Genomic DNA, 11,883 nt, shown 5'->3' with positions numbered 1-11,883 from the left:
AATCTGGATTACCATGAGAGCAGAATCAGCAACTATTGAATTGTCTTGTGGCTAATAGAGATTATGTAAAGCGCGGTCGTGGCACGAAAAAACCGACCAAGAAACAAGCCCCTCGCCGTAAACCATGGCGTAGTGGTCTTTTGGCGATCCTCCTTGCCGGTGGTTTTGGTTACGGCCTTTACCTATTGAGTAATGATCCTGAGCCGCCAGCACCGACTCCAGTGGTAACCAAACCAAAGCCTAAGCCGAAACCAGCAAAAGTAATTCCGCCGCCTCCAGAGGAGAAGTGGGATTACGTTGAAACCTTGCCAAGTCGTGAGATTGAAGTAAAAGCCAAAGAGCAACAGATCTCGAAGATCCCTTACATCATGCAATGTGGCGCTTACAAAACCTCAAGCCAAGCTGAAGCACGTAAGTTGGATATTGCCTTCCAAGGTATCTCAAGCTCAATCCGTAAAAAGGATGGAAGTAGCTGGTATCGTGTGGTTCTAGGACCATACAAATTGAAGCGTGATGCAGAGCGCGATCGCCATAAGCTGCAGCGAGCGAAAATCGAACCTTGTGCTATTTGGAAAGACACCGAGTAGTTATAGATTTAGCCGCAGAAGCAGAAGCAGAAGCAGAAGCAGAAGCAGAAGCAGAAGCAGAAGCAGAAGCAGAAAACCAAACACCGAAAGCCTCCCATTGTGGAGGTTTTCTTTTATCTACACCCTTTAGCCAAATTTCCTTACAACTTCCGCCGATAAGTTGCGCGACATCACTCGACCTTCCTTGAATTATCCGAGCACCATCCTCATATACTTTTTATACCCAAAGATAAGAAATATTAAGAGGCCCTACTCGTGACTACCATTGTATCTGTACGTCGTAATAATAAAGTCGTCATCGCGGGTGATGGACAAGTATCTCTAGGCAACACCGTAATGAAGGGCAATGCCCGTAAAGTACGTCGCCTATACAACAACAAAGTACTGGCTGGTTTTGCTGGCGGTACCGCAGATGCTTTCACGCTATTCGAAAAATTTGAAAGCAAGCTGCAAATGCACCAAGGCCACCTAACCAAAGCTGCCGTTGAGCTGGCGAAGGATTGGCGTAGCGACCGTGCTCTACGTAAATTAGAAGCACTGCTAGCAGTAGCGGATGAAACTGCTTCATTGATCATCACAGGTAACGGTGACGTAGTTCAACCAGAGAACGACCTGATTGCTATCGGTTCCGGCGGTAACTTCGCTCAAGCAGCAGCCACTGCACTACTAGAAAATACAGATTTAGATGCGCGTGAAATCGCAGAAAAGTCGCTGAACATTGCGGGCGATATCTGTGTATTCACCAACCATCACCACACTATTGAAGAACTAGAAAGCACCGTTGAGCTACCAAAGCCAGAGTAACGACCGCTTCCATCAATAACGTTGTATTCAACAGTGATTAAAGAATTAAGGAAAAACCATGTCTGAGATGACTCCTCGCGAAATTGTTCACGAACTCAATCGCCACATTATCGGCCAAGACAACGCTAAGCGCTCAGTGGCTATCGCTCTTCGTAACCGCTGGCGTCGTATGCAGCTTGAAGAAAGTCTGCGTGTTGAAGTATCGCCAAAAAACATCTTGATGATCGGCCCAACTGGTGTAGGTAAAACTGAAATTGCTCGCCGTCTAGCTAAACTAGCAAACGCGCCTTTCATCAAGGTAGAAGCGACGAAGTTCACTGAAGTGGGCTACGTAGGTAAAGAGGTTGAGACCATCATCCGTGATCTAACGGACGTTGCGATCAAGATGACGCACCAGCAAGCGATGGAAAAAGTACAATACCGCGCTGAAGAACAAGCTGAAGAACGTATTCTTGATGCCCTTCTACCACCAGCGCGTGATGCTTGGGGTCAGAACGAGCAATCAACTGAAGACACCACATCTTCAAACACTCGCCAGATTTTCCGTAAGAAACTGCGTGAAGGTAAGCTAGACGACAAAGAGATTGAAGTTGATGTAGCGGCGCCACAAATGGGTGTTGAAATCATGTCACCTCCAGGCATGGAAGAGATGACTAACCAGCTACAAGGCATGTTCCAAAATCTCGCTGGCGACACCAAGAAAAAGCGTAAGATGAAAATCAAAGACGCATTCAAAGCACTAACAGAAGAAGAAGCTGCGAAGCTTGTGAACCAGGAAGAGCTAAAAGAGAGCGCGATCTTCAACGCTGAAAACAACGGCATCGTATTCATCGATGAGATCGACAAAATCTGTAAGCGTGGCGACAGCTCTGGCCCAGACGTATCTCGTGAAGGTGTTCAACGTGACCTGCTCCCTCTTATCGAAGGCAGCACAGTATCGACTAAGCACGGTATGGTTAAAACTGACCACATTTTGTTTATCACATCAGGTGCATTCCAAGTGGCTAAGCCATCAGACCTAATCCCTGAACTGCAAGGTCGTCTACCAATCCGTGTTGAACTTGAAGCGCTTTCTGCACATGACTTCAAACGTATTCTGACTGAGCCAAAAGCATCATTGACAGAGCAGTACATTGCCCTGATGAAAACAGAAGATGTCGGCATTGAGTTCACTGAAGATGGCATCAACCAAATTGCTGATGCAGCATGGCGTGTGAACGAAACCACAGAAAACATCGGTGCGCGTCGTCTACACACAGTCATGGAACGCCTAATGGATGAGATTTCATTCGACGCAACAGACCGAGCAGGCAGCAAATTGGTGATTGATGAAGCTTATGTAATATCTAAGCTTGGCGAGCTCGTAGAAGACGAAGACCTAAGCCGCTTCATCTTGTAGCACACAAAACTCCAACTTATTGCTCTATCTCAAAGAAATAGCAGCTAATAAGCGAATTCAAGGCCCACTTTCGAGTGGGCTTTTTATTACCCGAAAAATGGGCGTATACTCAAATCACAGTATGAAACGAAGACTTACAAAGAATTAGACCTACGATGAAACAATCTCTACTGATTTGGCTTGATGCCGCACGCCCAAAAACTCTGCCTCTCGCACTTGTCTCTATTCTTACAGGAAGTAGTTTAGCGTTCGCTGGTGGTCATTTTTCTTTATCAATCGCACTATTGGCTTTTTTAACCGCCACTCTATTACAGATTCTGTCGAACTTAGCCAATGACTATGGCGACGCGGTAAAAGGCACAGACAACGAAAACCGTCTAGGGCCAACACGTGCAATGCAATCTGGCGCGGTGACCGCGAAAACCATGAAGCAAGCGATCATCCTCAACATCGTATTTACCATGCTCGCTGGGCTGATTCTTATCTTTCATGCCTTAACCTCGATTGAGAGTATCTTATCTTTCATTGCGTTAGGCGTATTAGCCATTGTTGCAGCCATCGCTTACACCGTCGGCAATAAACCTTATGGTTATATTGGCCTTGGCGACTTATCGGTATTTATCTTCTTTGGTTTGTTAGGCGTTTCAGGGACTTATTTCTTACACACTGGCCATGTTGAACCAAGCCTATTCCTTCCGGCATTGGGCTGCGGCTTGATGGCAGTTGCGGTACTCAATATCAACAACATGCGTGATATTGAAAACGACAGCGAATGTGGCAAACGCACCATGGCGGTTCGCCTAGGGCAGCGCAAAGCCAAACACTATCATTTTGCACTGCTTGGGCTCGCCCTTGCCTCTTTCGCTATATACCTACTGATTCAAGAAAAACCGGTCTGGATCAGCCTGCCGTTTTTACTGAGCATTATTATTGTTTATAAGCACGGTAAGGCCGTTTGGGAAACCGAAAAGCCAGCGCAGATTGCACCAATGATGCCCGTGATAGTGAAATGTTCACTGGTCACTAACCTATTGTTTGCAGGGGTTGTCGTAGCTCAAACTCTATTGAGTTAAATGAGACTAATCATTGCAAAGGGATCAAGCACCGATATACTCAAAGTAAGCTCATTGTTCAAAAGGTATACTAATGGAATACAACACTTCAGCACTGTGCGACATATATTTGGATCAAGTTGATGTCGTGGAGCCAATGTTCAGCAACTTCGGTGGACGTGCATCCTTCGCAGGACAGATCACGACATTAAAGTGTTTTGAAGACAATGCTTTAATTCGCTCCGTATTAGAACAAGATGGTTTGGGGCGTGTGTTGTTAATCGATGGTGGCGGCTCACTGCGTAAAGCGCTGATCGATGCTGAGATTGCCCTACTTGCTGAAGACAATGAGTGGGAAGGTATTGTGGTTTACGGCTGCGTACGCGAAGTCGATGAGTTAGAAGACATGAATCTTGGTATTCAGGCTTTAGCCTCTATTCCTGTGGGTGCAAGCCAAGAAGGTGTCGGCGAATTGGATGTACCTGTGAACTTTGGCAGCGTGACCTTCTTACCGGAAGATTACCTCTATGCAGACAACACTGGCATTATTCTTTCGGCAGAGCCTTTGGATGTAGAACTCGATCTGGATGTTGAAGAAGAAGAGGCCGAGTAACTCACTCAGCTTCAAATAATAAAACAAGCCAAAGAACACAAAGCATAAGAATACAAACGAAAACGCCCGCTACTGAGTAGCGGGCGTTTTTTTAAATCTGAAGAGTCGATTACTCTACGTCATCCATTTTACCAAGAAGGTTACGGATGCGATCTTGCCATGCTGAATGCTCTTCCTGCATTTGCTGAGTTTTTTGCTCTAGCTCGTGACGGCTTGCTTTAAGCTCACCAGCTTCTGTTGCTAGTGCTTGTTTCTCTTCTTTAAGCTCTTCCACTTCCATTTGAAGAAGTGCAATTGTATCTACTGCTGTTTGAATTTTTGCTTCTAGCTGCTCTAGTACTTCAAAAGACATTCTGGCCTACCTTTAAGTTATCCGTTTGATGGTGAAGGTTCACTCCACTTATTTCCCCATTCTACTCAGCAGAGCAAGGATAAACACTCAATATATTCGATATTTTGCGCCATTCGATGAAAAAAACAGCGCTTTTTACCGAATATTGACGTGAGTGATTACCGCCACAAGGGCAAACCGATTATTTTGATGAATAATAACTGTTTTCCACTGCGAATTGATCGAGAGCAATCTCCAAAAAACAAAAAAGCAAACGTTTCCTTTGGGATATGGTAAAATTCGCCGCGAAATTTCTATTCCCCCTTTGATAATTTTGGAGTCCGCATGAAACGCGATTTAGCAATGTCATTCTCTCGTGTCACAGAAGGTGCAGCACTAGCTGGTTACAAGTGGCTTGGTCGTGGCGATAAAAACGCTGCAGATGGCGCTGCTGTAGAAGTAATGCGTAGCCTACTAAACAAAACCGAAATTAGCGGTGAGATTGTTATCGGCGAAGGTGAAATCGATGATGCACCTATGCTATATATCGGTGAAAACGTCGGTGTGGGCGGCGATGCTGTCGATATCGCCGTAGACCCAATTGAAGGGACTCGCATGACAGCAATGGGTCAATCAAATGCATTGGCGGTATTGGCTGCAGGCGAAAAAGGCAGCTTCCTTAAAGCGCCTGACATGTACATGGAAAAATTGGTTGTTGGCCCTGGCGCTAAAGGCGTAATTGACCTAGAGCTGCCACTAACAGAAAACCTAGAAAACATCGCTAAAGCACTAGGTAAAACACTCGATACGCTAGTAGTAACCACACTGGCTAAGCCTCGTCACGATCAAGTCATTGCCGACATGCAAGCCATGGGCGTTCGTGTATTTGCTGTGCCAGACGGTGATGTTGCTGCTTCTATCCTAACGTGTATGCCAGACAGCGAAGTAGACGTAATGTACTGCATCGGCGGCGCGCCTGAAGGTGTCGTTTCGGCTGCTGTTATTCGCGCACTCGACGGCGACATGCACGCACGTCTGCTTCCTCGTCATGAAGTAAAAGGCGATACAGAAGAGAACCGCAAACTCGGTGAGCTTGAATTAGAGCGTTGTGCAGAAATGGGCGTAACGGCGGGCATCGTCTTGAAAATGGAAGACATGGCACGCAGCGATAATGTTGTGTTCTCGGCAACAGGTATTACTAAGGGTGATCTTCTAGAGGGCATCACTCGCACAGGCAATATCGCAACCACAGAAACTCTGCTTATCCGTGGTCGCTGTCGTACGATTCGCCGCATCAAATCTATCCACTACCTAGAGCGTAAAGACCCAGAAGTAATCGGTCACATCCTGTAGACCTAAACTAGCTCTAACAGAAACGTTCCAAGGCTGATACCAAGTATCAGCCTTTTGTTTTATTAGTGCACCAGAATCTCACCATTTGCTGTCGCTAGAGTAAAACGCTGTCTATATAGTAAATCCCCATCAATATAGTAAATGGTTTGCTTTATAAACACCTTGCCTCATAATAGTAAGGTTGATGAGGTAGGGATAGTATGAAAACAAGCGACAAAATCTTACAGACCATTAAGCGTCAAGGCGCGGTAACCGCGAAACAACTGTCAGAAGAATTTGGCATGACGACAATGGGTGCAAGGCAACATCTGCAAAGTCTGGAAGATGACGGTATTCTTGCGTTTCATGATGTGAAAGTAAAAGTGGGTCGCCCGACTCGCCACTGGTCCCTGACTCAACAAGGCCATAGCCAATTTTCAGACCGACACGGTGAACTCACTATTCAAGTAATTGATGCCGTAGAAAACCTATTCGGTAAAGAAGGGTTGGCTAAGGTTGCTGCCGAGCGAGAACAACACACTCTGAAGCAGTATCAATCTGCACTGTCTGGCTGTGATTCGCTCATGAGTAAGCTTGAAAAACTCACACAGCTTCGTGAAGACGAAGGCTACATGGCTGAACTTCAAGAGCATGATGAGCACTACATCTTAATTGAGAACCACTGCCCCATCTGCAAAGCAGCAACTCGTTGCCCTAGCCTATGCCAATCTGAGCTCAATGTTTTCACTGAACTGCTCAAAAATGAGTGTCATGTAAGCCGCACTGAACACATTATTGCCGGCGAGAGACGCTGTACTTATACCTTAACACCCGCCCTTTGATTGCAAAGGTAATCGGCTAATACCGTCTCAATATTGAGAAAATACAAATAGATTAAAATTTGTACAGATTTCTTTCTTAAGCTTAGAGCAGATGAAACACGCTTAATGCTAAGGAAGGAATGATGGCGCATCCAGAACCCGCTCAAAAACTGCCACCCTTTGATGAACTTGTCCAACTCGCGAAAAGCGACCCGAAAGCATTCAATCAATTCAAACACGAGATGTGCGAACAGATGATTTGTTCGGCTTCAGACGTGATGCAAGACCGACTTCGTGCGCAGCAAAGTCACATCGACTTAGTGGTTAGCCGTTGTAAAAACCCACACCACGCCAATGTCGTACTCATGCAAGAGCTTCGTTGTCAGGTCTGTAAATTCCAAGATGCACTCGAAGGTCGCTGTAGTTTTGAAGAACCTAAACCTGAAAATGTCGTGCCTTTCAGGCCGAATACAGAACCCAAAATGTACTAAAAGTAGAAAAGTATTAAAAAGAAAAAGGGAGCACAAGGCTCCCTTCTTACTTATCAATCATTCAACCTTTAAACGGGATCTTCACCGTAATCATTACGGCCTTCTGTGCCTTTCAACAAACCACACTCAATCAGAATCCATAAGCCACACACTAACGCTGCAACGGTCGCAACCATATGGATTGGCGATACCGGCTCAGTGGTAGTCGCTGCCATTGGCGAAGCCAAACGACCCAGTACTAGGGGCACATTTAGTAGTAACCAGTAATTCGACTTATTGCGGTCGTGCCAGCGCTTAGCGGTGACCGCAAGATCTGGGATCACTAGCAGCAATAGGAATACAGGTAGCAGGATGTAAGAGTAAGCAGGGAACAACACCGAGATACCAGAAGCAAAACCAGTGATCGCTATGTAGTAGAAAATATTCCAAATCCAGTAAGTCTTACGACCAATTCTCCCTTTGAAAGAGAGCAGTAAATCTTTCATCGACATCTTAAAACACTCAAAAATTAATACGCTACCAAAAAGTTAGCAGCAAATAGTTAGTGAATCACTTTTAGTTAGTTGATTATTTTTAGCTAGTTAATCACTTTCTGAAAGCAACTTTTATCCATATCCCGTATGTTGACCGTTAGGCTACGGATATGGCTTGCCTGTTCTTGTAAGGTTTGCATTAACAAACGCGACAATTCTCTTTTCTGTTCTTCAGTACGTCCAGAAAGTAACTCGAAGCTAATATGAACAAAATCTACATTGTCCTCTTCATCACCGACCAACCAGTTATGACAGCGTAGTGAACGAGACTTCACAGAAGGTACATCAAACAAACCACAGTTTAATGTAACTTGATGAAGGTCTTCCAGTAAACCTTGGATATTCACTCGCTCATCCACTGAATTTGAGTACTCTAGAACTAGATTCGGCATTATTACTTCCTATTGTTAACGCAATCGTTTGTCCCTTAATAGCAACTAACGATGAAAAATCCGAGAAGTTAGCTATTATTCTGTCTGCCGGATCACTGATATTTGCTCAAAATCTACTCTGACCATTGAGTAAGATCCAAGAAAGTCATGACCACAGTCATGATCTGTTGATATTATTCTGTTATATTATTTCGTAATAAAGTTTACTTTTTTACATTCGATTTATTTAAATACTTTGGAGATATTCCTATGCGTCATCCTGTAGTTATGGGTAACTGGAAACTAAACGGCAGCAAAGAAATGGTTGTTGATCTACTAAACGGTCTTAACGCTGAACTTGAAGGCGTAACAGGCGTAGACGTAGCAGTTGCTCCACCAGCACTTTTCGTTGATCTTGCTGAGCGTACGCTTACTGAAGCGGGCAGCGCTATCATCCTAGGTGCTCAAAACTCTGACCTAAACAACAGCGGTGCATTCACTGGCGACATGTCTCCAGCAATGCTTAAAGAGTTCGGCGCATCTCACATCATCATCGGTCACTCTGAGCGTCGTGAATACCACGCTGAGTCTGACGAATTCGTTGCTAAGAAATTCGCATTCCTAAAAGAGAACGGCCTAACTCCAGTTCTTTGTATCGGTGAATCTGAAGCACAAAACGAAGCAGGCGAAACTGTTGCTGTATGTGCTCGTCAACTTGACGCTGTTATCAACACTCAAGGTGTTGAAGCTCTTGAAGGCGCTATCATCGCTTACGAACCAATCTGGGCTATCGGTACTGGTAAAGCAGCTACAGCTGAAGATGCACAGCGCATCCACGCTCAAATCCGTGCACACATCGCAGAGAAATCTGAAGACGTTGCTAAGAAAGTTGTTATCCAATACGGCGGTTCTGTTAAGCCAGAAAACGCAGCAGCTTACTTCGCACAACCAGACATCGACGGTGCTCTAGTTGGCGGCGCAGCACTTGACGCGAAAAGCTTCGCAGCTATCGCTAAAGCAGCAGCTGAAGCAAAAGCTTAATTTAAACTTCACCGTTTAGATTAGATGAAAGGTCAACTTAGGTTGGCCTTTTTTGTGCCTGCCGTTTGTGAAAACTCAAACGACAGGCACAAAAAAACCGCTGAACAATCAGCGGTTTTTAATATTTTTTAAGCGAACGCTAAGCTTGGCTTAGAATAACTCTTCTGCAACGCGGAACAACTCAGAACGGTCTGGGTTCTGCATGTTCTCGATACAGTCGATGATATCGTGGTGAACAAGAGCTTCTTTCTCGATACCAACACAACGACCACCTTGACCTTCTTGAAGAAGGTGAACGGCGTAGTTGCCCATACGAGAAGCTAAAACACGGTCAAATGCAGTAGGACGACCACCACGTTGAATGTGACCAAGAACGGTTGCGCGAGTCTCACGACCTGTTGCCGTTTCAATCTCTTTAGCCAATTCGTTCGCGTCCATCATTAGCTCAGTTAGAGCGATAATTGCGTGCTTCTTGCCTTTCGCAATACCATCTTGAATATTGCTGATTAGCTGATCTTTATCTAGGCCAGTCTCAGGTGTAATGATGTACTCACAACCACCCGCGATTGCTGACATAAGCGTAAGGTCACCACAGTGACGGCCCATGATTTCAACAATAGAAATACGTTGGTGAGAAGAAGACGTATCACGTAGACGGTCGATTGAATCGATAACAGTGTTAAGCGCAGTTAGGTAACCGATAGTGTAATCAGTACCCGCGATATCATTGTCGATTGTGCCAGGAAGACCGATACATGGGTAACCCATCTCAGTCAGTTTCTTAGCCCCCATGTAAGAACCGTCACCACCGATAACAACAAGTGCTTCGATACCGTGCTTCTTAAGGTTCTCGATGCCTTTCTCACGAACAGCAACGTCTTTGAACTCAGGGAAACGTGCAGAACCTAAGAAAGTACCACCACGGTTGATCACGTCAGATACGCTTGAACGGTCAAGCTTTTCGATACGGTCTTCCACAAGGCCTTGGTAGCCGTCGTAAATGCCGTAAACTTCAATGCCAACTGATAGCGCAGTACGAACTACACCGCGAACTGCTGCGTTCATGCCTGGAGCGTCACCACCACTGGTCAAAACACCGATCTTCTTAATCATGCTCACCCTCGATTTTTGGGAATCTATTATTCAATTCTTGTTCTTGCTGATTGTATATCAACAAGATTTTAAATCTATATTTGTACGTTATGTTACATTTCCTCAACAGGAATAGCACTTAAATCACGTAAAATTATGTAACATTTCTACTTCTGTAAGAGTATTACAGTTTTACTCAATAACTTTGTTGATTCACATCAGAATCAACATTAATTGTTACTAAGGTGATTTTTGAATCACCTTTGAGTTAGCAATTTTTACTCACTTTAGTTCAAAAGCCATTCACTTGCCATTTGCTGCCTAATTTTTAGACGCATTACCATGAGTGAAATTTCTGCTGCTTCTCTGGGCCAAATACGACCGAATATGGATCTTGATGAATTAATACATCAGCATCAGGGAACACTGAAATAAGCTTGTCCTCTACTTCGTCAGAAATGCGGTGTGCTTCAATCAGTGGGATATTATCTTCGAGTTCTAAATGCAATTGAATGAAACGAACAGGCCCAGAACGGCGCGTTCTTAGTTGATGTACACCCAGTACCCCTTCCACACTCAACGATGCCTCTTTAATTTGCTTGAGCTCTTCATCGGGTAGCTTGTGATCAAGTAGAGATTGCACCGCTTCCATCGCCATTTGGTAAGCACTGTAAAGAATGTAGATGCCGATACCAATCGCGAATACCGAGTCTGCTTGACCGATACCAAACCAGCTCAGTGCTAGCGCCAGCATAATCGCCGCATTCATATAGAGGTCAGATTGATAATGCAGTGAGTCAGCCGCAATTGCTTGGCTACCCGTTTTGCTCACAACATGCTTTTGGAATCGAACCAAACCGAAGGTCATGACCATTGCAAACAAGCTGACATAAATACCAATTTCAGGAGAGTTCAGCTCATGCGGTCGGAAGAAACGTTCAATACCGTTAAGAATAAGGAAACAAGCTGAACCAGAAATAAACATCGCTTGTGCTAATGCAGCAAGAGATTCGGCCTTGCCATGACCAAAGGTATGTTCTTTATCAGCTGGCTGCAGAGAGTAACGAACCACCACAAGGTTGACGACAGAAGCGGCGATATCCAACAGTGAGTCAACAACAGAAGCTAATAAACTGACTGAGCCTGTCACCCACCACGCTGCAACCTTCACAACCAATAATATGGAGGCAATGATGGTGGCAGCCCAAGCGGCGAGCGTAACTAAACGTGCGTATTCTTGTTTCATAAATTGGCTATAAAGTGACTGATAGCACAAAGTATAACCCGCAAAACACCGATTGAATATGACAGCTAGGATCTAATACATTCATTTTAAAGATCAAAAAAAGCGGCACTAGGCCGTAATGCCGTTCACTTAAGAGTGAACGGCATTTTTGTTCTTAGCATACCGTTGTG

At 44.8% G+C, this 11,883-nt stretch carries 15 protein-coding genes; 10 read left to right on the top strand and 5 right to left on the bottom strand.

Annotation, left to right across the window (positions count from 1 at the left end):
• The first annotated feature begins 47 nt into the window (after positions 1–47).
• The 6 genes from AB6C75_RS04405 to rraA all read left to right on the top strand — a co-directional run bounded on the left by AB6C75_RS04405 (position 48) and on the right by rraA (position 4,455).
• A complete protein-coding gene (locus AB6C75_RS04405) occupies positions 48–587 on the top strand; it encodes an SPOR domain-containing protein (RefSeq protein ID WP_009848881.1) in 540 nt (179 codons plus the stop codon).
• Positions 569–775 carry a hypothetical protein gene (locus AB6C75_RS04400; RefSeq protein ID WP_372107043.1) on the top strand — a complete coding sequence of 69 codons (207 nt, stop codon included), beginning with the start codon at positions 569–571 and terminating at the stop codon, positions 773–775. The genes AB6C75_RS04405 and AB6C75_RS04400 overlap by 19 nt, the downstream gene beginning before the upstream one ends.
• A 67-nt stretch (positions 776–842) precedes the next feature.
• Complete coding sequence (gene hslV, locus AB6C75_RS04395) at positions 843–1,391, top strand: ATP-dependent protease subunit HslV (protein WP_004729692.1); 549 nt, start codon at positions 843–845, stop codon at positions 1,389–1,391.
• 58 nt (positions 1,392–1,449) lie between these two features.
• Positions 1,450–2,790, top strand: coding sequence for an HslU--HslV peptidase ATPase subunit (gene hslU, locus AB6C75_RS04390; RefSeq protein ID WP_009848880.1), 1,341 nt, complete (start codon positions 1,450–1,452; stop codon positions 2,788–2,790).
• Between the two features lie 155 nt (positions 2,791–2,945).
• Entirely contained in the window at positions 2,946–3,863 is a 918-nt protein-coding gene (locus tag AB6C75_RS04385; RefSeq protein WP_009848879.1) for a 1,4-dihydroxy-2-naphthoate polyprenyltransferase, read from the top strand.
• Positions 3,864–3,936: 73 nt separating this feature from the next.
• Positions 3,937–4,455, top strand: coding sequence for a ribonuclease E activity regulator RraA (rraA, locus tag AB6C75_RS04380; RefSeq protein WP_009848878.1), 519 nt, complete (start codon positions 3,937–3,939; stop codon positions 4,453–4,455).
• Positions 4,456–4,564: 109 nt separating this feature from the next.
• Here rraA and zapB read toward each other — a convergent pair whose 3' ends face one another.
• Positions 4,565–4,807 carry a cell division protein ZapB gene (gene zapB / locus AB6C75_RS04375; protein ID WP_009848877.1) on the bottom strand — a complete coding sequence of 81 codons (243 nt, stop codon included), beginning with the start codon at positions 4,805–4,807 and terminating at the stop codon, positions 4,565–4,567.
• Between the two features lie 324 nt (positions 4,808–5,131).
• Here zapB and glpX point away from each other — a divergent pair, with 324 nt between their 5' ends.
• From glpX to AB6C75_RS04360, 3 genes are all read left to right on the top strand, one after another.
• Positions 5,132–6,139: a class II fructose-bisphosphatase gene (gene glpX / locus AB6C75_RS04370; protein ID WP_372107040.1), complete on the top strand. Its 1,008-nt coding sequence runs from the start codon at positions 5,132–5,134 to the stop codon at positions 6,137–6,139.
• 200 nt (positions 6,140–6,339) lie between these two features.
• Entirely contained in the window at positions 6,340–6,960 is a 621-nt protein-coding gene (locus AB6C75_RS04365; RefSeq protein ID WP_372107038.1) for a helix-turn-helix transcriptional regulator, read from the top strand.
• A gap of 122 nt (positions 6,961–7,082) precedes the next feature.
• Positions 7,083–7,430 (top strand): DUF3135 domain-containing protein, encoded by a 348-nt coding sequence (locus AB6C75_RS04360; RefSeq protein ID WP_372107083.1) that lies wholly within the window; start codon positions 7,083–7,085, stop codon positions 7,428–7,430.
• A 68-nt stretch (positions 7,431–7,498) separates the two neighbouring features.
• Here the strand turns inward: AB6C75_RS04360 and AB6C75_RS04355 are convergent, their stop codons facing one another.
• Together AB6C75_RS04355 and AB6C75_RS04350 are read right to left on the bottom strand one after the other, a co-directional pair.
• Entirely contained in the window at positions 7,499–7,921 is a 423-nt protein-coding gene (locus AB6C75_RS04355; protein ID WP_009848873.1) for a DUF805 domain-containing protein, read from the bottom strand.
• Between the two features lie 86 nt (positions 7,922–8,007).
• Complete coding sequence (locus tag AB6C75_RS04350) at positions 8,008–8,355, bottom strand: 5-carboxymethyl-2-hydroxymuconate Delta-isomerase (protein WP_004729703.1); 348 nt, start codon at positions 8,353–8,355, stop codon at positions 8,008–8,010.
• A 249-nt stretch (positions 8,356–8,604) separates the two neighbouring features.
• Between AB6C75_RS04350 and tpiA the strand changes: the two genes are divergently transcribed.
• Entirely contained in the window at positions 8,605–9,375 is a 771-nt protein-coding gene (gene tpiA / locus AB6C75_RS04345) for a triose-phosphate isomerase (RefSeq protein WP_012604968.1), read from the top strand.
• Between the two features lie 150 nt (positions 9,376–9,525).
• Here tpiA and pfkA read toward each other — a convergent pair whose 3' ends face one another.
• Positions 9,526–10,488, bottom strand: coding sequence for a 6-phosphofructokinase (pfkA, locus tag AB6C75_RS04340; protein WP_009848871.1), 963 nt, complete (start codon positions 10,486–10,488; stop codon positions 9,526–9,528).
• 316 nt (positions 10,489–10,804) lie between these two features.
• Complete coding sequence (gene fieF, locus AB6C75_RS04335) at positions 10,805–11,713, bottom strand: CDF family cation-efflux transporter FieF (protein ID WP_009848870.1); 909 nt, start codon at positions 11,711–11,713, stop codon at positions 10,805–10,807.
• Positions 11,714–11,883: the final 170 nt, after the last annotated feature.

It is taken from the genome of Vibrio sp. 10N.237.312.B06 (assembly GCF_041464685.1).
Taxonomy (GTDB): domain Bacteria; phylum Pseudomonadota; class Gammaproteobacteria; order Enterobacterales; family Vibrionaceae; genus Vibrio; species Vibrio tasmaniensis_A.
The sequence above is the reverse complement of the archived record's forward strand: the minus strand, read 5'-3'. Positions and strand labels throughout refer to the sequence as shown.